Raw genomic sequence first — 18,326 nt, forward strand, 5'->3', positions numbered from 1 at the left:
GCCAGCCTAGATTCGAACGACCGTTCGACTCAGGCTGAGGCGGATCGCCGCCGTTCGGCGCTGCGATCCATGCGCTCAAGCAGATAGTCGGTGTCGTCGCGCGAGGCCGTGTGGCTAGAGGTCAGGAAGCGCTGGATCATGTGCTCCTGGAACCGCTCGCGATCGTGATCCCCGCCATCGAACTCCAGGCTGTGGAACGCGTCCACCCCGGCTCGGAAGGCCGAGTAGAGACGCTCAGGCAGGCCCGCCCGCTCGCAGATGGCCTTCAGGCCCAGCGAGCCGGCGTCGTGGATCATCAGCCAAGCGCGGTGGTGGGGGACGCCCGCCAGCTCGGCCACGCCCCACTCGAAGAAGGCCATGTGGCCGTGCGCCAGGGCCCGCAACAGCAGCGATGGCGAGAGGCGACCGACGCTGTTGAGGTGCGCCACGAACGCCTTCGGATCGGCGGTCCGCCCGGCCTGATCCACCAGGTCGACCGTCGCCCGCTCCTTGGCGTCGACGATCAGCTCCAGCGTCAGCTCGGCCGACAGGGCATGGTGCGTCAGGATGTGGTCGCGCAGCTGGTCGCCGACCATGTCGATCAAGCGCTCGGCCACGGCCATTGGAAGGGTCGCGCGATAGGCGACGGCCTGCAGCACCTGCTCGGACCTGGCGAAGCGAGACAGCGCCTTCTTCAGCGAGACCTCGGAGAAGCGGGCGTTGTCGTTGGCGCAGGCGGCGGCGACAGCCTCCTCCCCGGCCTCCTCCACCAGCTGAGCCGTTATCCGGCTGGAGAGCTTTGGACGCTTGGCCACCGCCAGTTGGCGCGCGGGCCCGCCAACGCGGATGATCTCGGCCAGATCCGCGTCGGTGAAGACCGGCGAGAAGGCGATGATCGGCAAGCTGACCAGCTCGATGTCGCGGGCCAGCCGCATGGCGACGTCGTGCGGCAGGATTTTCGAGCTCTTCAGCGTCACCGCCATGGCCCGACGCACCAGCTCGGCGGCGTCGGCGGCCATCACCCGCAGGATGTCGTGGGCGACCTGGCGGTCTTCTTCGCTGAGTTCGGCGCGGTCGATCTTGCGGCACAGTTTGTGAGCGGCCAGCGCCCGCTCATCGGCGGTCGCGCCCTTCACGAGCATCCGGATGTCGGATTCGGTCAGTGCTGCGCGCGTCGTGGCCAAGGGCGTCCGTCCGGACCGGGGGTTGTGTCGAAGCCTGTCGTGCCTATCAGCGAGCCGCCCCGGGAGCGTTTCGCGAGTCACGATCATCAGTTGTTAGGCTTAACGATTGTTTGCGCCGCGAGGCCAGAGCCCCCGCGCTTGCGCGGGCTCAATCTTTTGCAAATGGAGCGCGTTCGAGCGGTTCAACCGCTCACACTCAAACCTACGCGCTCCAGCGATTAACGATGTGACGTAACGCCGAGCAAAGGACACCCGCCTAAGGTGCCCGGCCCATCACGAGGAGCGCGCCTTTGCTCGCCGAGCGCCGCCAGACCGAAGATTCCGCGGGAAGCGCGCAGTTGGCCAAGGCTCTCGACGCCCAGGCTGCCCTGCTGCCTTACGCGCTGGGCGTCTTCGCCGTCAGCTTGCCGCTGTTCGTCTGGGTGGCCTCGTTCGCGACCAACAGCATCTGGATGACGGCCAGCTTCGCGATCTTCGCGATCAACTGGGGCGCCTTCTATCTGGCGGTGAACTGGCTGCGCGACGACCGGTCGCGGGACCTGGGACGCCGCGCCCGCATTCACGTGGCCTGCGGGGCGCTGTGGGCCATGGCGGTCGCGCAGATCTCGGCCTTCGCGGCTGGCGCTGGTCCGGCGCGCGAGACCCTGCTGATGCTGGCGACGGCCGGAGCGGTGCTGTGCGCGTTCTTTTCGGCGCCCTACCTGCCCGCCCTCCTGATCGTCACGCCTCTGGCGGCCGCCGGCCCGCTGATCGCCCAGTTCATGGGGCCCGCCCCTCGTTCGGGCTTGGAGCTGACCTGGGGCGCCACGGCGCTGGCCCTGGCGCTGGCCATGATCCACAACCGCGCCCTGCGTCGGCAACACGGTCTTGCGGTCGAGCACGAGCGGCTGGTCGACGAACGCCTGCGCGTGCTCGAGACCGCCGAACGCACGGCGCGTTCCAAGTCCGACATCGTCGCCACGCTGAGCCACGAAATCCGCAACGGCCTGACCGGGGTCACCCACGTCCTGGCCGCCGCCGCCGGCCGCGGCGGGCGCGCCGCGCCCTCGCGCGAACAGCTGAACGCCGCGCTGGACGCCGCCCAGGACCTGATCGCGGTGCTGAACGCCACGCTCGACTCCGAGACAGCCGAATCCGGCCGCCTCAGCGTCGAAACCCAGCCGTTCGATCCCGTCCGCCTCATCCAGGATCTCGTGCTGCTGGAGAAGCCGCACGCCGGCGCCAAGGGCCTGGAGCTCTCGGTTCATATCGACCCGCTGCTGCTGAGCCGCGAGCGCGGCGCGACGGTCGCCGACCCGCTACGCACGCGCCAGATCATGTCCAACCTGCTCGGCAACGCGGTGAAGTACACCGTGCGCGGCCGGATCGAGGTTCGCCTTGAGCTTCGCGACGATCACGTGGCGGTGGAAGTCGCCGACACGGGCCCTGGCCTGACGCCAGAGGAACTGGAACTGGCCTTCGAGCCGTTCCGTCGCGTGGAGCGCACCGGGGCGGGCGTCAACGGCGCGGGCCTGGGCCTGTCTCTGTCGCGCCAGCTGTCCCGGCTGATGGGCGGCGCTCTGGACGCCAGCAGCGCCATGGGCGTCGGCAGTTGCTTCACCCTGCGCCTCCCGTTCGATCCCCTGGCCGAGCGCGGACCTCACGAAGCCTCGTCGCCCGCCGATCCTCTGGGCGCGCCCCGCGCGATGCGCGTGCTGATCGCCGAGGACGACGCCCTGAACGCCGCCATGCTGCGCGCCATTCTTGAGCAGCTGGGCCACCAGGTCGTCCACGCCCAGAACGGCCGACGCGCCTTGGACCTGGCCCGGATCGCCGAGTTCGACCTTTTGATGCTGGACGGTCGCATGCCGGTGATGGACGGCCCCTCGGCCGCCAAGGCCCTGCGCGAGAACGACGGCCCCAACCGGCGCGCGCCGATCATCGCCATGATCGACGGCGACGCCGACGAGGCCCGCGAGAGCCTCGACGCCGGCGCCGACATCGTGCTGCGCAAGCCGGTCAGCGTGGCCGGCGTGGCGCGGGCCGTCGCCGACGCGGCGGCGCTCGAGCGCCCCGACGCCGTCCGCACCGCCGCGGCCTGATCCTTCTGCCGTAAGGTAAGCCTTTCGCCCTCCTTCGCCCTCCCCCATGGTTCTGGAAAGAACAGAAAAAGGGAGGACGCGATGCTGGAAGGTCTGCGGGTCGTCGAGCTGGCGACCTATATCGCCGCGCCTGGCGCGGCCGGGATCATGGCCGACTGGGGCGCGGACGTGATCAAGGTCGAGTCGCCGGAGGGCGATCCGATGCGACGCTTCTTCGACACCATTGGCTCGGACCAGGACGCCAACCCCGTCTTCGAACTCGACAACCGGGGTAAACGCGCCGTGGTGCTGGACATCCGCAGCGACCTGGGCCGCGAGGCTCTGAAGGCGCTGGCCGCCACCGCCGACATCTTCCTGACCAATGTCCGCCCCGCCGCCCTGGCCCGCGCCGGGCTGGACTACGAAGCGCTGAAGGCCGTCAATCCGCGCCTGATCTACGCCAGCCTGACCGGCTATGGCTTGACCGGGCCCGACGCTGACAAGCCGGGCATGGACGTCGCCGCCTTCTGGTCGCGCGCGGGCGTCGGATCGATCACCGCGCCAAAGGGCTCGGAGCCCTTTCCGATCCGCACCGGCATGGGCGACCACGTTACCTCGCTGGCGACTGTGTCGGCGATCCTCGCGGCGGTGTACGAGCGCCAACACACCGGCGTCGGCCGCCTGGTCGAGACCTCGCTTCTCCGCACGGGCGTCTATGCGATCGGCTCGGACATGGCGATCCAGCTGCGCTTGGGGAAACTGGCCTCGACGCGGGGCCGGCGCGAGGCCGTTCAGCCGCTGGCCAACTTCTACAAGACCGCCGATGGGCGCTGGATCTGCCTGCTGCCCCGTCAGGGCTCCGTCGACTGGCCGCGCATCGCGGCGGCCGCCGGTCACCCCGAGCTGGTTGAAGACCCGCGTTTCTCCTCGGCCAAGGCCCGGCGCGAGCACGGCGAGGCGCTGGTCGACATCCTGGACGCCGCCTTCGGGGCCATGACCTACGCCAAGGCGGCCGAAGCGCTCGACGCGGGCGACATCACCTGGGCGCCCTACCAGACACCCCGCGAACTGGCCGAAGACGCCCAGGCCGAGGCGGCGGGCTGCTTCGTCCAGACGCCGGACGGACGCGGCGGGACCTTCAGAGCTCCAGCCGCACCGGCCCGCTTCCCCGGCGCGGCGGATGGGCCACGGGGTCCCGCGCCGGCGCTGGGCGCGGACACGGCGGCGGTGTTCCGGGAACTGGGCTGGGACGAGGAAAGGGTCGCGGCGCTGACGGCGGTCAGCGCTGCTTGATCTTGTCGTTGGCGTCGGCCAGCACGCGCAGCATCTCGGCCGAGAACATCGAGCTAGCCAGGCGCTGGCCCGCGCCCATGCTGGAAGAGCCGGAAGAGCCCGCCCCGCCGAAGGGATCGCCGACATCCTGCGAGCCTCGCAGGATCAGGTCCATAACCGCCTCCTGCTGGCGGATGCGCTCAAGGCGCCGGCCGCTGGCGTACTGCATGAAGCCCTGGTCTTCGTCGGCCGCGCGGGAGGGGGCTGGATCAGGGACCTGAGCCGCGCCGCCGGTCTTGGTCAGGTTGGCATAGAGCTCGCCGACGGTGGTCGGACGGCCGTCACGATAGAAGATCGAGCGGTTGGCCTGGGCGGCCTCGGGGAACATCGCCGCGGCGTTGGCGCCGGGCGAGGCGTTCGCCGCCTGGATCAGCTTGGCCGAGCCCTGCGGCCCTAGAAAGTGGGCGGCGTAGAGTTCGCCGGCGGTGGGCGAGCGCCCCACCCGGCCGCGCAGATACGAGGCGTGATCCGAGGTCAGCTCGCCAGCCATCAGCGAGGCGGCGTGAGGATCCATCTTCAGTCCCAGCACCGCCTTGCGCGCCTCGTCGCCATCGACCCGATAGCGACCGTCGGATCCCTGGGTGATCAGGTCGGCATAGCGGGCGTAACCGTATTTGGAGCCATGCTTCTTCAGCGTGGCAAGCCACGTCTGGTCGACGAACTGGAACAGGCCCGAGGCCGACGACGTCCGCGCCCTGGCGGCCGGATTGAAGCCGCTCTCGCGCTTGGCCGCGCCCATCAGGAACGAAAAATCGACTCCCGTCGCGCTGGAGGCGCGCTGGATCGCCGACTCGACGACGCTGCGAATGGAACCTACGGCGGGCATGGCCTCAGGAGTCGGCGATCATGGTTAATTCGGAATTAACCACGTTCCATGCCGCGCGTCCGGGGACGAGATGCCGCAGGCGATCTTACGATTGTAAGAAAAATCGGCAAGGGATTACGATTGTCAATTTACAGGATTGCGCGCCCATGCTGATCTGATCCTACGAATGTAATTTCCGCTAGGGAGATCGATATGGCTCTGGCCCTGAATCCCAATGGCTCCGGCATTCCGGGCCTGGACGAGACGCAGCGCAAGCTATCGCCCGTGCTGATCGTGGGCCTCGGGGTTTCGGCCGCCGCGCACCTGATGCTGATCGGCTACCTGGCCTATCAGAAGTGGAACCAGCCACTGCCTACAGCGGAGCCTGAAAATCCGTTCGTGATCGAGCAGGTCTACACGCCCAAGCCCCCGCCTCCCCCGCCGCCGCAACAGCCGACCACGCCGAGGCAGAATCAGATTCGGCTGCACACGCCGGTCCTGACGCCGCTGCCGACGCCCGATCCGCTACCGTTGAAGCCCGTGGAGGTCGACACGCCGCCAACACCGGGTCCGGTGGCCCTGCCGACCGCGCCGGCCGGTCCCGCGATGCCGCCCGCCCCACCGCCCAAGGTGATCACTCGCGCCAACTGGCTGCGAATACCGTCCGGCGAGGAGATGGCGCGGTACTATCCCGAACGGGCCCAACAGCTGGGCGTCTCGGGCTCGGCGACGCTGAGCTGCACGGTGGCGGTGAATGGAACGGTGCGCGACTGCTCGGTGATCGCCGAGACGCCCGCCAGCCAGGGCTTCGGCGCCGCCGCCCTGAAGATCTCGCGCTTCTTCAGGATGAGACCGCAGATGGAGAACGGCGAGCCGGTCGACGGCGCCAGCATCAGCATCCCGATCCGGTTCAACGCGGGCTGACCCGCCCTCCTCTGGCGTTGAAACGGCGGCCGGGTCGCGCCTTCCAGCGACCCGGCCATCTTTGTTGGCTCAATAGCTCTTGGGCAGACCCAGCACGCGCTCGGCGATGTAGTTCAGGATCATCTCGCGGCTGATCGGCGCGATGCGGGCGATCATCGCCTCGCGGAAGTAGCGCTCGACGTCGTACTCCTTGGCGTAGCCCATGCCACCGTGCGCCAGCACCGACGCCTCACAGGCATGGAAGCCGGCTTCCGCCCCCAGGTACTTGGCGGCGTTCGCCTCGGCCCCGCACTCCTGGCCGGCGTCGTAGAGGGCGGCGGCTTTGAACGCGAGGAGGTTGGCGGCTTCCAGCTCGGCCCAAGACTTGGCTAGCGGGTGCGCGACGCCCTGGTTCTGGCCGATCGGCCGGCCGAACACCACCCGCTCCTTGGCGTAGGTCGAAGCCTTGGCCAGCGCCGCGCGACCCAGGCCGATGGCCTCGGCGGCGAACAGCACGCGCTCGGGATTGAGGCCGTGCAGCAGGTACTGGAAGCCCTTGCCCTCCTCGCCGACCAGATCCTGCGCCGGGACGAACAGGTCCTCGATGAAGAGCATGTTACACTCGACGGCCTTACGCCCCATCTTTGGGATCGGCTTGGCCTCGATCTTCTCACGGTCGGTGTAGAACAGCGACAGGCCCTGGGTCGGCTTTGCGCACTGGTCCTTGGGCGTGGTGCGGGCGATGATCAGGATCTTGTTGGCGCGCTGGGCGCCGGTGGTCCAGATCTTCCGGCCGTTCAGGCGATAGCCGCCGTCCACCTTCTCGGCCCGCGTCTCCAGGCTGGAGGTGTCCAGGCCCGAGTTCGGTTCCGTGACCGCGAAGCACATCTTGTCTTCGCCGGAGATGATCTTGGGCAGCAGGCGCTCGCGCTGCTCGTCCGATCCGAACTTCACCAGCGGCATCGGACCGAAGATGTTGAGGTGGATGGCCGAGGCGCCCGAGAAGCCCGCGCCCGACTGGGCCACGGTCTGCATCATGATCGCCGCCTCGGTCAGGCCCAGGCCCGCGCCGCCGACGCTTTCCGGCATGGCCACGCCCAGCCAGCCGCCTTCGGCGATGGCGGCGACGAATTCCTCGGGAAAGTTTCCGGTCTCGTCGGTGCGGCGCCAATATTCGTCGTCAAAGGCGGCGCACACCTTGGCGACGCCTTCGCGGATGGCTTCCTGCTCTTCGGTCAACCAGAATCCGGACATCCGGCCCTACTCCCCTGCGCTTTGCGTCATCCCTCTAGGCCTTCTCGAAGCGCCGCGGATCGAAGGCGGCGGCCTCGGGGCCTGGGTTATCGCCCGTCAGATAAGCCGCCACCATATCCGCCACAAGCGGCGCGAACAGCCATCCGTTACGTCGGGCGCCGACGGCCAGCATGATCCCAGGCGTCCGGCTCCAACCGACGAGGGGCAAACCGTCGGGCGTAGTGGCTCGAACGCCGACCTCCACCGTCGCGCCCTCGAGATCCAATGACGGACGCAGGGCCAGGGCGGCTCGGCGCAGCGCCTGGGTCGCGGACGCATCCGGCGCGAGATCGTCGCGCCCCGCCTCCATGGTCGCGCCTATGGCCAAGGCCTCGCCCGGCGCCAGATAGACGCCCTCCCCGCGCACAACCAGGGCCTCGTCGTCCAAGGCGGGCGTTCGGAGGAGTTGCCCCTTGATCGGCGCCAGGGCCGAGGTCTCGGGGGCAATGCGGCCGTCGCGGACGCCCGGACCTGTCGCCAACACCAATAAGTCGAAGGTCTCGACCCGACCATCGACCAAGGTCAACGCGCCAGGCTCGAAGGCCGCCACGGCGCCCGTCTTGAACGCCACCCCGGCCTCCTGCGCCGCCGCGCGCAGCATCGCCAGCGCCGTCCGAGCTTCCAGCCGCCAATCCTCGTCGAGGGTTTGGGCCGGCGCGACGCCCAGTTGCTCAAGCCGTTTGGCGACTTCGGCGCGCCAGGCGTCGGAGCCTTCGAATCTCACCCCGGCGCGTGAGAGGGGAATCCGCAAGTTCTGAGCGAAGTCCGGCCACAGGTCGCGCGCGCGCCGCATCAGCGCCAGGTGATCGCGTGAGATAGGATCGAACAGCGCCTCGCTGACCGGGGCCAACATGCCGGCCGCCACGCCAGATGCGTTGTCGCCGGGCGGCGCGGGATCGATGATCGTGACCGACCGTCCGGCCCGCGCCAGACGTAACGCCACCGCCAAGCCGAAGGCGCCGGCTCCGGCCACCGCGATCTCTGCGTCGTTCTCAGAATGCATTGGGGGGAAACACCTCCCCGTGACGTCAACGTCAAGCCCGGGCGAGGCCATAATGGCTCAATAGACCCGTTATCGTGTACGCACGGACGTGACGACTCTGTAAAGCTCGGGCTATATCCTTAACACTCGCGTTTAAGCCGCGTCGCGGCGTTGAGGGATTTGAGGCGTATGAACGATCGACCCGCGGCCGAACAAGCCCACCCCGTCGACCTGTACGTGGGCGCGCGGCTGAGAATTCGTCGAAAGATGATGGGCCTCAGCCAGACTCAGGTCGCCGATGCACTCGGGATCACTTTCCAGCAGATCCAGAAGTACGAGCGCGGCGCCAATCGCATCAGCGCCAGCAAGCTCTATGACGCGGCCAAGCTGCTGCAGGCGCCCGTGTCCTATTTCTACGAAGGCCTGGAAGACACCGATGGCGGCATGGACGACGGCTTCGCCCAGCGCATGACCGAGTTCGTCTCGACCCCGGAGGGCCTGGAACTGGCCGGCCTGTTCCCGCGCCTGGCCGACCGTCGCCTGCGCCGCCGGGTCGTGGACCTGGTCCGCGCCATGGTCGACGACGAAGCCCCCTAGGCGACCTCCACCCCTAGGCGACCTCCACCCCTAGGCGACCTCCAGCCCGCACATCGGAACCCGCCGCTCTCGCGCCCCGTTGATCCGCCAACGGACCCGCGACGAGGGCTGGCGGCATGCCACGCGACACGATCGAGCTTCCGCCGGTTTCCACCGGCCTCTCCTACGTCAATGACGACGATCCCGGCATCCGCCGCGTGGCCGCTGGCGACGGCTTCGCCTATCGCGCCCCAGATGGCCGCGCGGTCAAGGACGCCGAAACCCTGGACCGCATCAGATCCCTGGCGATCCCGCCGGCCTGGACCGAGGTCTGGATCTGCCCCTCGGCGCGCGGCCATATCCAGGCCACCGGCCGCGACCAGAAGGGTCGCAAGCAGTACCGCTATCACGACGCCTGGCGACGCGACCGCGACGGGCTGAAGTTCAGCCGCATGATCGCCTTTGGCCGCGCCTTGCCCCGCCTGCGCGCGCGGGTCGAGGCGGACATGGCGCGGCGCGGCCTCCCCCGCGAGAAGGTCATCGCCGCCGTCATCCGGCTGATGGAGCTGACCCTCATCCGGGTCGGCAACGAGGAATACGCCCAGGTCAACAAGAGCTTCGGCCTGACGACCCTGCGCGACCGCCACGCCAAGCTGTCCAGCGTCGGGGGTGTCTTCGAATTCCGCGGCAAGAGCGGCAAGGTTCACAAGACCGGCTTCCGCGACCGTCGTCTGGCCCGCATCGTCAAGGCCTGCCAGGACGTGCCGGGTCAACGCCTCTTCCAGTACATCGACGAGGATGGTCAGCGGCGCTCGATCGAGAGCGCCGACGTCAACGCCTATATCCGCGCGGCCATCGGCGAGAACTTCTCGGCCAAGGACTTTCGCACCTGGGCAGGCACCCTGGCCGCCGCGCGAGGCCTGTGCCTGGTTCCCAAGGCCGCCAGCGCCACCGAAGCCAAGCGCAATGTCAACGCCTGCGTGAAGGCCGTCGCCGGTCTGCTGGGCAACACCGCCGCCGTCTGCCGGGGATCCTACATCCACCCGCTGGTCCTGGAGGCCTATCAGCAGGGCGTCTTGCCGCTGAAGCCTGGACGGTCCGAGCGAGCGTTCGAGCTAGCCGTGATCCGCTTCCTGGATGCCGCCAAGGCCTCGTATCAAGCCGACTAAGGGAACGGCCTGCGGTCAGGGTTCGTTGAGTCGGCGCTAACGGAGAACCGCCCATGGCCGATGGTCGTCCCACCTGGCAGGGCCACCTGCGCCTGTCGCTCGTGACCTGCCCCGTCGCGATGTACACCGCCACCGACGCGCGCGGCGACGTGCGCTTCAACATGCTGCACAAGAAGACGCACAACCGGATCCGGATGATCCCGACCGATCCGGACCTGGGCCCCATCGAGCGCTCGGACATCGTCAAGGGCTACGAGTACGAGAAGGGCGAGTACGTCGTCATCACCCAGGACGAGATCGACAGCGTGCGCCTGGAAAGCACCCGCACGATCGATATCGAGCGTTTCGTGCCCGCCGCCCAGATCGACCGCCTTTACTGGGACAACCCGTACTTCCTGGTCCCCGACGGCAAGCTGGCGGCCGAGGCCTATGGCGTGATCCGGGAGGCCATGACCAAGGAAGGTCAAGTCGCGCTCGGCCGCGTCGTCATGCATCAGCGCGAACGCCTGCTGGCCATCGAGCCGCGCGACGCCGGCATGGTCGCCTGGAGCCTGCGCAGCCGCCACGAGGTCCGGGACGCCGCCAGCTATTTCGACGCCATCCCCGACAAGAAGCCCGACGCGGCAATGATCCAGATCGCCCAGAAGATCATCGAGCAGAAGGAAGGCCCTTTCGATCCCGAACAGTTCAACGACCGCTACGAGGACGCCCTGCGGGCGCTGATCAAGGAAAAGCAGAAGGGTAAGGGCCGCAAGGTCACCGCGCCTGAGGAACCCCAGGACACCAACGTGGTCGACCTGATGGAGGCCCTGCGCGCCAGCCTGGGCAAGGCGCCGACGGGCAAGGCGACGGCGAAGAAGGCTCCTGCCAAGACGGCGTCAAAGACGCCGGCGCGGAAAAAGGCGGGCTAAGGCCAACCCACCGTGTCATCCCGGCCGAAGCGTAGCTTAGAGCCGGGCCCCAGGGGTGACGAAGCGCAGTGCGCGCCGCGCCTGGGTCCCGGATAGCCTCTGCGAGGCTTCCGGGATGACACTATTTGGTGTCGCCCGTTACGCCTTCCCCAGTTTTCGGATCGCCGCCTCAAGATCCCGCTCGCTCTCGGCATAGGCGTCCCAGGCGTCGAGGCCCTTCAGCAGCCCCGGCGCGGTGCGGATATTGAATCGCTTGGGATCGAGGCCCTTCCTCACCTGCGTCCAGGCCACCGGCCAAGAGACCGGCGCGCCAGGCCGGCCGCGCGGCGACAGCGGCGCGACCGCCGTGCTCATGCGGTCGTTGCGCAGGTAGTCGAGGAAGATCTTCCCGCCCCGCTCCTTCTTGGCCATGTTCAGCAGGTACTGGTCGGGACTATCGGCGGCCATCTGGGCGCAGACCTCGCGGGCGAAGGCCTTGGCGGTATCCCAGTCGACCTTCGTGGGCTTCAAGGGCGTGACCACGTGCAGGCCCTTGCCGCCGGTCGTCTTGCAGAACGGCGCCAGGCCCAGGGCCTCCAGTCGATCGCGGATCTCCCGCGCGCCCTCGACGACCACGTCAAACGAAACGTCGGGCGCGGGGTCGAGGTCGAAGACCAGACGCCCCGGGACGTCCTGCTCGCCGGGCCGACAGTTCCAGGGATGCAGCTCGGTCGCGCCCCACTGGGCGGCGGCCACAAGGCTCTCCACCGTATTGAAGACGAGGTAGGGCTTGCGATCCCCGCTGACGACCACCTCGTCGATCAATGACGAGACGCCCTTGCCCGAGTGGCGCTGGAAGAACTTTTCGCCGTCGATGCCGTCGGGCATGCGGATCACCGAGCAAGGACGGCCCTTGATGTGCTCCAGCATCCAGTCGCCGACGGCTTCGAAATATTCGGCCAGTTGAAGCTTGGTGCCCGGCGCGCCGTCGCCCGCGTCGGGCCACATCGGCTTGTCGGGATTGGAGATGGCGACGCCGCGCACGGAGGCCTTGCCGCCGGTCCGCTTCGGCGTGGCCGCCTTGGGCTCGGCCAGCTCGACCTCTTCGGCGGGCGCCGGCGCCTCGGCCTCGACCGCCTGGGCCGGCTTGTCCTCGCGCAGACCCTTGAACGACGCCTGGCGCACCGAGCCGTCTCCCGTGAAGCCGGCGAACTCTATCTCCGCCACCAGCACGGGGTCCACCCAGTGGATATTCGCCCCGCCGCGCGGCGCGCCCTTGCCGCCGAACGGCGAGGTCTTGCGTTCGGCCGCCTTCAGCTTCGGCAGCAGGCGAGCGACCTTGTCGCGGCCAAAGCCGGTCCCGACGCGACCGACGTGCGCCAGATCGCCGTCGCGATAGACCCCGACGATCAGCGACCGAAAGGCGTCGCCGGTGGTCGTCCAGCCGCCGATCACCACCTCGTGGCCAGCCCGGCACTTGGCCTTGGTCCAGGTCCCCGGCTTGCCGGAACGGTACGGCGCGTCGAGCTTCTTGGAGACCACGCCCTCCAACGACATCCTACACGCAGATTGCAGCACGGCCTCGCCGCCGCTCTTGAAGTGCTCGACATAGCGGATGCGGTCGTTGTCGTCCGGGATCAACGCCTTCAATCGCGCCTTGCGCTCGCTCAGGGGAAGGTCGGTCAGGTCCTCGCCATCCGCGTACAACAGGTCGAAGACAAAGAAGATCAGATCGTCGGTCTTCTCCTCGGCCAGAGCCGCCTGCAGCCCCGCGAACGAGGGCGAGCCGTCCGCGTCCAGAGCCACGACCTCGCCGTCGATCAGCGCGTCCGGCAGCTTTGAACCATCCTTGATGAGCCTCGGAAACTTGGCGCTCCAGTCCAGGCCCGCGCGGGTGCGCAAGACCGCCTTGCCACCCTCGATGCGCATCTGCATCCGATAGCCGTCGAACTTGATCTCGTGCGCCCAGTCGCCGCCGGTGGGGGGACGGTCGACCAGCTTGCACAGCTGCGGCGGCAGGAAGTCCGGCATGGCCGCGTTCCTGGCGACTTTTCGCGATGGACTCGTCTTGGCGGAGGGCTCGGCCCGCCGCCCCTTCGGAACGACGGTGTCTTCGGAGTCTTTCTCGGCGCTGGCCTCCGGCGAGCCCTTGCTATGCCAGACCGCGTCTGAGGCGGTGGTTTTCTGCGTCATGAACGGCGTCGGAGCCTTTCCCCTGCCCGCCGCGATGTCCTCCATCGTCCGCCCTGACGCGATCGAGAAGGCCGTTTCGTCCAGAAAGGCCGTGTCGCCCTCGACCGCGAACTCGTCGCGATGCTTGATCAGCAGCCAGTTCTCGCGCTTGCCGTCCCCGCGCCGATCGTTGTTGATCCGCACGAGGACGTAGCCGCCCTTCATCCGCTCGCCGGCGAAGACCAGCTTGATCTCGCCCTTCTTGAGGCCTTTGGCCAGGTCAAAGCCCGGCTCGGGCGCCCACCAACCGCGGTCCCACAGCATCACCGTGCCGCCGCCGTACTGGCCCTTGGGAATCGTGCCCTCGAAGTCGCCATAGGCCAGCGGGTGATCCTCGACATGCACCGCCAGGCGCCGATCGTGCGGATCAAGCGAAGGGCCCTTGGTCACGGCCCACGACAGGAACACGCCCTCGTGTTCGAGACGTAGATCGTAGTGCAGGCGCGTGGCGTCGTGTTTCTGGATGACGAAGCGCGCGCGCTCGGACGCGGCGACAGCGATCTTGCCCGAGGGCTCGGTCGTCTTCTCGAAGTCGCGCTTGGCCTCGTAGGCCGCCAGCTTGCGCGCCGCCATCGCCGCGCCGCCTATTCGCCGTCGAAGACTTCGGGGCGGACGTCATCGACGTCGCGGCCGTCGCCGGCATCATCGTCCTGCTCGAGTTCGACGATCTCCTCGTCGTCGAGCTCCTCGGCGATCAGAGCGTCGTCGTCGGCGGCGTCTCCCTCGGCCCGGGTGACATCCAGCACGTCCGGCAGTTCTTCGAAGGTGCGAAACTCGCCGTCGCGACCGATCACGTCATCGTCCATCGCCTCGGCGCCGTCTTGGTCGTCCCACCCGTTGTCGACATCGGTCATGGCTGCTCTCCTGTGCTCGCAGGAGGAATGGATGGCGGCGCTCGGCGTTCCGGTCTTATCGATTCACATCCGCCATACGGCCCGGCAGCGCGATTCGTTCGCAGAATCACCCATGGCGCGAGCGAGCCTTAAGTCCACTTTTGGAACCAAAATTAACGCTTATGCCCCCGATCCGACGGTTCCGAAGGCGACGATTCCGTAAAAAACCCAGACCCACGGGCGTTTTGCCCCCATAAATCGGCTTTTTAACCTTCCCTAACGGGTGACAAACGCGATTGGGCTCGTCAGGCTCGAAATTCCCTGATTCACAGGAATGAGCTTAAGAAGATGAACGTTTCCGATCTGGTCGACGCCGCTGTGGCCGCCGACGACAAGCTGACCAAGACGCAAGCCAAGGCCATCATCGACGGCGTCTTCAAGTCGATCTCCGACGCCGCCGTGAAGGGCGAAGAAGTCTCGATCCCGGGCTTCGGCAAGTTCAAGGTCCAGGCCAAGCCGGCCCGCACCGGCCGCAACCCGGCCACGGGCGCGACGATCGAAATCGCCGCCAGCAAGAAGGTCGCCTTCACGCCGGCCAAGCAACTGAAGGACGCCGTCAACGGCTAATTCGGTTCAGGGGGCGGACACTATCCAGTGTCCGCTCCTCGACGCTTCCCTTCACGCGCGACGTCTAGCCTCATGCCAGCGTTGCGCGTGAAGACTTTTCAGAACAAAACAAGAACGATAACGTGCCGCGCATGGCCGTTCTCGATCTTCGGCGCAAGCTCGCCATCCTCTCCGACGCCGCCAAGTACGACGCCTCCTGCGCCTCGTCCGGGGCCCAGAAACGCAACTCGCTAGGCGGCCAGGGCGTCGGCTCGACCGAGGGCATGGGCATCTGCCACGCCTATGCGCCGGACGGGCGCTGCATCAGCCTGCTGAAAATCCTGCTGACAAACTTCTGCATCTACGACTGCGCCTACTGCATCAACCGCGTGTCGTCGAACACGTCCCGGGCGCGGTTCTCGGTGAAGGAGGTCGTCGACCTCACCCTGAACTTCTACAAGCGCAACTACATCGAGGGCCTGTTCCTGTCTTCGGGCGTCATCCGCACCGGCGACTACACGATGGAAGAGATGGTCCGGGTGGCGAAGTCGCTGCGGCTGGACCACGACTTCCGCGGCTACATCCACCTGAAGCTGATCCCCGAGGCCTCGCCAGAGCTGGCGGCCGAGGCGGGACTCTATGCCGACCGAGTATCGATCAATATCGAACTGCCCCGTGACGACAGTCTCAAGGCGCTCGCGCCCGAGAAGGACGTCACCGACATCAAGCGGGCCATGGGCCGCATGCGCCTGGCGATCGAGGACAAGGCCGAGCCCGCGCGCAAGGCCGGCCGGCGAACCTTCGCGCGCAGCCAGTCTACGCAGCTGATCGTCGGCGCCGACGAGGCCAAGGACGGCGACATCCTGGCCCGCAGCGCCAACCTCTACGGCGCCTATAGGCTGAGCCGCGTCTACTACTCGGCCTTCAGCCCGATCCCAGACGCCAGCCATCGCCTGCCGCTGGCCCGCCCGCCCCTGCTGCGCGAGCATCGCCTCTACCAGGCCGACTGGCTGATGCGCTTCTATGGCTTCGAGCGGCCGGAGATCATCGAGGAGGGCGAAGACCTTGACCTTTCGGTCGATCCTAAGACCGCCTGGGCCTTGAAGAACCGCGCCAAGTTCCCGGTCGACATTCAGACCGCGGACCGCGAGACGCTGCTGCGCGTGCCGGGCCTGGGCGCCAAGGCCGTGGAACGCGTCCTGGCGGCCCGGAAGGCGGCCCGCCTGACCCTCGACGACCTCAAGCGCGTGGGGGCGGTCCTGAAGCGCGCCAGAGCCTTCGTGGTCACCGCCGACTGGACGCCGGGCGCGCTGACCGATCGCGACAGCCTTAAGGCCGCGCTGGTCCAACCCCAGCAGCTGAGCCTGTTCTGATGCGGGTCATACGATTGGCCTCGGAGATCGACTTTGCCGGATGGCGCTCGGCGGCGCGGGCGTTGCGCGCCGAGGGCGTGGCCCCAGAGGCCGTGGTTTGGACTGTCGAGCGGGAGCTGTTCGATACGGCGGGATCGCCGCCGCCCGCCGCGCCCTCCAACTTCACGGTCCCCGCCGCCTTCCTCGACCTCGCCGAGCAGGTCATTCTGCACCGCGGTCCCGACCGTTTCGCCCTGCTCTATCGCATCCTGTGGCGGCTGGAGCGCGAGCCGCGCCTGGTCGAGAACCCCGCCGATCCCGACATGGCCAGGGCGCGCGACATGGCCAAGGCTGTCAGTCGCGCGGCGCACAAGATGAAAGCCTTCGTGCGCTTCCGCCTCGTCGAGGGGACGGAGACCGAGACCTACGCAGCCTGGTTCGAGCCGGCGCATCGCGTCACCGAGGCGGTCGCGCCGTTCTTCGTCCGCCGCTTCACCAACATGGACTGGACGATCCTGACGCCCGACGCCTGCGTGGCCTGGGATGGCCAGCGGCTGATGGTCTCCGAAGGCGCTGATCCGGCCGATGCGCCCTCCGAGGACGCACAAGAGGAGCTCTGGCGCACCTACTACGCCTCGATCTTCAATCCAGCGCGGCTGAACCCCAAGCAGATGCGCCAGGAGATGCCCAAGCGCTATTGGCGGAACCTGCCGGAGGCCGCGCTCATTCCGGAGCTGATCGCCTCAGCCCAGGATCGCGCCGCCGCCATGGTCGCCGCCCCGCCCCGTCAGCCCTCCGACCGCGTGCTCAAAGCCTCCCTGCGCCATAGCCGGGACGCGTCGTTCGGCCAGGGCGCGCCGACGACGCTTGAGGAGGTCGAAGCCGGCGTTCAGGTCTGCCGCCGCTGCGCGCTCTGGCGCGACGCCACCCAGGGCGTTCCTGGCGAAGGCGCGCATCCCGCGCCGCTGATGTTCGTCGGCGAGCAGCCCGGCGACCAGGAGGACCTCGCCGGTCGCCCCTTCGTCGGTCCCGCCGGTCAGATGTTCGACAAGGCCCTGGCGGAAGCAGGCGCGCCGCGGGACCGCGCCTTCGTCACCAACGCCGTGAAGCACTTCAGGCACGAGGTTCGCGGCAAGCGCCGAATCCACAAGACGCCTGACCGGGGCGAGGTCGCCGCGTGCCGCTGGTGGCTCGACGCAGAGCGCCGGATCGTCCGGCCTCGGGTGATCGTGATGCTCGGCGCGACGGCGGCCTTGAGCGTGATCGGCAAGCCGACGCCGATCAGGGCCAATCGCGGCAAGGCGATGCCACTGCCGGACCAAGCGCAGGGCGTGGTGACCTATCACCCGTCGTTCCTGCTGCGCATTCCCGACGCCGAGGCCAAGGCGAAGGCCTATGCGGAGTTCGTCGAGGATCTGCGGATGGCGGGGAAACTGGCGGGGCTTTGAACAACAAAGCTCCCCGGCGGTGCGCGGGAGCTGTCGCGGAGAGACTAAGGGGGCTAACGCGGCATAGGCCAGGCTCGCCCCCTCCGGCCCTCTGGGCCGCCTCCCCCGCGATACGGGGGAGGAACCTAGAGCATCAGTTCGCCTTGGCGCCGCCCATCTTGGCCATCAGCTCTTCCTTGCGCGCCTTCATGCGCTCACCCATGGCCTCGAGATCCTCGTCGCCCTTCTTGGCCTGGGCGAAGAAGCCGCCGGGCTGTTCCTCCTCCTTGACGTGGTGCTTGATGTACTCGCCCAGCACCTTGACCTTGGCGTCGTAGAACTCCTGGCCCGGCTTCATGGCCTCGATCTCGGCGATCAGCTTCTTGGCGCTGTCGTGCTCGACATAGGCCTCGTCGATCAGGTCGTCCTCGACCTCGCCGCGGCTCTCCGGATAGAGGACCTCCTCCTCGATCTGGGTGTGGACCTTCAGGGCCAGGGCGATCTGGTTGAACAGCGCCAGCTTCTCGCTGTCGCTCTCCAGCTGCTCGTATTCGGCGAACATCTTCTCCACCTCGCGGTGGTCCTGCTTCAGCAGACGAATGGCCAACGGATCGCGGCGGCCCGTGCGGCGGGTCGCCTTGCGAGGCTTGGCGGTCTTGGCTTTGCTCGATGAGCTCTTGGTGGCGGCGGCCATGGAATTCTC

The 18,326-nt window shown here is 67.9% G+C and carries 17 protein-coding genes; 10 read left to right on the forward strand and 7 right to left on the reverse strand.

Translation table 11 applies throughout. The features are described 5' to 3' along the window. Positions 1-29: 29 nt before the first annotated feature. Positions 30-1,163: a pole-localized protein SpbR gene (gene spbR, locus CSW60_RS05125; RefSeq protein WP_099536224.1), complete on the reverse strand. Its 1,134-nt coding sequence runs from the start codon at positions 1,161-1,163 to the stop codon at positions 30-32. A gap of 290 nt (positions 1,164-1,453) precedes the next feature. Between spbR and CSW60_RS05130 the strand changes: the two genes are divergently transcribed. Together CSW60_RS05130 and CSW60_RS05135 are read left to right on the forward strand one after the other, a co-directional pair. Further along, the gene (locus CSW60_RS05130) at positions 1,454-3,244 is read left to right on the forward strand and encodes an ATP-binding protein (RefSeq protein WP_099536225.1); all 1,791 of its coding nucleotides are present in this window, start codon (positions 1,454-1,456) and stop codon (positions 3,242-3,244) included. A gap of 81 nt (positions 3,245-3,325) precedes the next feature. Next, positions 3,326-4,516, forward strand: coding sequence for a CaiB/BaiF CoA-transferase family protein (locus CSW60_RS05135; protein WP_099536226.1), 1,191 nt, complete (start codon positions 3,326-3,328; stop codon positions 4,514-4,516). Here the strand turns inward: CSW60_RS05135 and CSW60_RS05140 are convergent. Next, positions 4,503-5,381, reverse strand: coding sequence for a transglycosylase SLT domain-containing protein (locus CSW60_RS05140; RefSeq protein WP_099536227.1), 879 nt, complete (start codon positions 5,379-5,381; stop codon positions 4,503-4,505). The genes CSW60_RS05135 and CSW60_RS05140 overlap by 14 nt on opposite strands. Positions 5,382-5,573: 192 nt before the next feature. On the opposite strand from CSW60_RS05140, the gene CSW60_RS05145 reads away from it, so the two are divergent. Continuing rightward, positions 5,574-6,284 carry an energy transducer TonB gene (locus tag CSW60_RS05145; RefSeq protein ID WP_099536228.1) on the forward strand — a complete coding sequence of 237 codons (711 nt, stop codon included), beginning with the start codon at positions 5,574-5,576 and terminating at the stop codon, positions 6,282-6,284. Between the two features lie 69 nt (positions 6,285-6,353). On the opposite strand, the gene CSW60_RS05150 is transcribed toward CSW60_RS05145, so the two are convergent. Continuing rightward, on the reverse strand, positions 6,354-7,517 hold the full coding sequence (locus CSW60_RS05150) for an acyl-CoA dehydrogenase family protein (RefSeq protein ID WP_099536229.1): 1,164 nt from the start codon (positions 7,515-7,517) through the stop codon (positions 6,354-6,356). A 34-nt stretch (positions 7,518-7,551) separates the two neighbouring features. Then, positions 7,552-8,559 (reverse strand): FAD-binding oxidoreductase, encoded by a 1,008-nt coding sequence (locus CSW60_RS05155; RefSeq protein ID WP_099536230.1) that lies wholly within the window; start codon positions 8,557-8,559, stop codon positions 7,552-7,554. Between the two features lie 168 nt (positions 8,560-8,727). Here CSW60_RS05155 and CSW60_RS05160 point away from each other — a divergent pair, with 168 nt between their 5' ends. The 3 genes from CSW60_RS05160 to CSW60_RS05170 all read left to right on the forward strand — a co-directional run bounded on the left by CSW60_RS05160 (position 8,728) and on the right by CSW60_RS05170 (position 11,194). Continuing rightward, positions 8,728-9,135, forward strand: a complete 408-nt coding sequence (locus tag CSW60_RS05160; protein WP_099445490.1) for a helix-turn-helix domain-containing protein — start codon at positions 8,728-8,730, stop codon at positions 9,133-9,135. A 116-nt stretch (positions 9,136-9,251) separates the two neighbouring features. Further along, positions 9,252-10,283 (forward strand): DNA topoisomerase IB, encoded by a 1,032-nt coding sequence (locus tag CSW60_RS05165; protein ID WP_099536231.1) that lies wholly within the window; start codon positions 9,252-9,254, stop codon positions 10,281-10,283. 53 nt (positions 10,284-10,336) lie between these two features. Then, positions 10,337-11,194 (forward strand): Ku protein, encoded by an 858-nt coding sequence (locus CSW60_RS05170; protein WP_099536232.1) that lies wholly within the window; start codon positions 10,337-10,339, stop codon positions 11,192-11,194. A gap of 138 nt (positions 11,195-11,332) precedes the next feature. Here the strand turns inward: CSW60_RS05170 and ligD are convergent, their stop codons facing one another. Beyond that, positions 11,333-13,978, reverse strand: coding sequence for a DNA ligase D (gene ligD / locus CSW60_RS05175; protein ID WP_099536233.1), 2,646 nt, complete (start codon positions 13,976-13,978; stop codon positions 11,333-11,335). 11 nt (positions 13,979-13,989) lie between these two features. Then, positions 13,990-14,259 carry a hypothetical protein gene (locus tag CSW60_RS05180; RefSeq protein WP_099536234.1) on the reverse strand — a complete coding sequence of 90 codons (270 nt, stop codon included), beginning with the start codon at positions 14,257-14,259 and terminating at the stop codon, positions 13,990-13,992. Here CSW60_RS05180 and CSW60_RS23020 point away from each other — a divergent pair. The 4 genes from CSW60_RS23020 to CSW60_RS05195 all read left to right on the forward strand — a co-directional run bounded on the left by CSW60_RS23020 (position 14,258) and on the right by CSW60_RS05195 (position 17,644). Further along, on the forward strand, positions 14,258-14,461 hold the full coding sequence (locus CSW60_RS23020) for a hypothetical protein (RefSeq protein WP_143324120.1): 204 nt from the start codon (positions 14,258-14,260) through the stop codon (positions 14,459-14,461). The two genes, CSW60_RS05180 and CSW60_RS23020, sit on opposite strands and share 2 nt — an antisense overlap. 125 nt (positions 14,462-14,586) lie before the next feature. After that, on the forward strand, positions 14,587-14,865 hold the full coding sequence (locus tag CSW60_RS05185; RefSeq protein WP_099536235.1) for an HU family DNA-binding protein: 279 nt from the start codon (positions 14,587-14,589) through the stop codon (positions 14,863-14,865). A gap of 131 nt (positions 14,866-14,996) precedes the next feature. Continuing rightward, on the forward strand, positions 14,997-16,217 hold the full coding sequence (locus CSW60_RS05190; protein WP_369801013.1) for a putative DNA modification/repair radical SAM protein: 1,221 nt from the start codon (positions 14,997-14,999) through the stop codon (positions 16,215-16,217). Continuing rightward, entirely contained in the window at positions 16,217-17,644 is a 1,428-nt protein-coding gene (locus CSW60_RS05195; protein WP_099536237.1) for a UdgX family uracil-DNA binding protein, read from the forward strand. Before CSW60_RS05190 ends, CSW60_RS05195 begins: the two co-directional genes overlap by 1 nt. Before the next feature lie 133 nt (positions 17,645-17,777). On the opposite strand, the gene CSW60_RS05200 is transcribed toward CSW60_RS05195, so the two are convergent. Beyond that, complete coding sequence (locus tag CSW60_RS05200; protein WP_099536238.1) at positions 17,778-18,317, reverse strand: hemerythrin domain-containing protein; 540 nt, start codon at positions 18,315-18,317, stop codon at positions 17,778-17,780. Positions 18,318-18,326 lie beyond the last annotated feature (9 nt).

The organism is Caulobacter sp. X, assembly GCF_002742635.1.
Classification (GTDB): domain Bacteria; phylum Pseudomonadota; class Alphaproteobacteria; order Caulobacterales; family Caulobacteraceae; genus Caulobacter.

What these genes read in the sequence shown, in the direction of transcription:
- CSW60_RS05155 (WP_099536230.1), bottom strand. Translation starts at nt 8,559, where the DNA reads ATGCATTCTGAGAACGACGCAGAGATCGCGGTGGCCGGAGCCGGCGCC.
- CSW60_RS05200 (WP_099536238.1), bottom strand. Translation starts at nt 18,317, where the DNA reads ATGGCCGCCGCCACCAAGAGCTCATCGAGCAAAGCCAAGACCGCCAAG.
- CSW60_RS05140 (WP_099536227.1), bottom strand. Translation starts at nt 5,381, where the DNA reads ATGCCCGCCGTAGGTTCCATTCGCAGCGTCGTCGAGTCGGCGATCCAG.
- CSW60_RS05145 (WP_099536228.1), top strand. Translation starts at nt 5,574, where the DNA reads ATGGCTCTGGCCCTGAATCCCAATGGCTCCGGCATTCCGGGCCTGGAC.
- CSW60_RS05195 (WP_099536237.1), top strand. Translation starts at nt 16,217, where the DNA reads ATGCGGGTCATACGATTGGCCTCGGAGATCGACTTTGCCGGATGGCGC.
- CSW60_RS23020 (WP_143324120.1), top strand. Translation starts at nt 14,258, where the DNA reads ATGGCTGCTCTCCTGTGCTCGCAGGAGGAATGGATGGCGGCGCTCGGC.
- CSW60_RS05135 (WP_099536226.1), top strand. Translation starts at nt 3,326, where the DNA reads ATGCTGGAAGGTCTGCGGGTCGTCGAGCTGGCGACCTATATCGCCGCG.
- CSW60_RS05165 (WP_099536231.1), top strand. Translation starts at nt 9,252, where the DNA reads ATGCCACGCGACACGATCGAGCTTCCGCCGGTTTCCACCGGCCTCTCC.
- CSW60_RS05170 (WP_099536232.1), top strand. Translation starts at nt 10,337, where the DNA reads ATGGCCGATGGTCGTCCCACCTGGCAGGGCCACCTGCGCCTGTCGCTC.
- CSW60_RS05160 (WP_099445490.1), top strand. Translation starts at nt 8,728, where the DNA reads ATGAACGATCGACCCGCGGCCGAACAAGCCCACCCCGTCGACCTGTAC.
- CSW60_RS05190 (WP_369801013.1), top strand. Translation starts at nt 14,997, where the DNA reads ATGGCCGTTCTCGATCTTCGGCGCAAGCTCGCCATCCTCTCCGACGCC.
- CSW60_RS05185 (WP_099536235.1), top strand. Translation starts at nt 14,587, where the DNA reads ATGAACGTTTCCGATCTGGTCGACGCCGCTGTGGCCGCCGACGACAAG.
- CSW60_RS05150 (WP_099536229.1), bottom strand. Translation starts at nt 7,517, where the DNA reads ATGTCCGGATTCTGGTTGACCGAAGAGCAGGAAGCCATCCGCGAAGGC.
- CSW60_RS05180 (WP_099536234.1), bottom strand. Translation starts at nt 14,259, where the DNA reads ATGACCGATGTCGACAACGGGTGGGACGACCAAGACGGCGCCGAGGCG.
- ligD (WP_099536233.1), bottom strand. Translation starts at nt 13,978, where the DNA reads ATGGCGGCGCGCAAGCTGGCGGCCTACGAGGCCAAGCGCGACTTCGAG.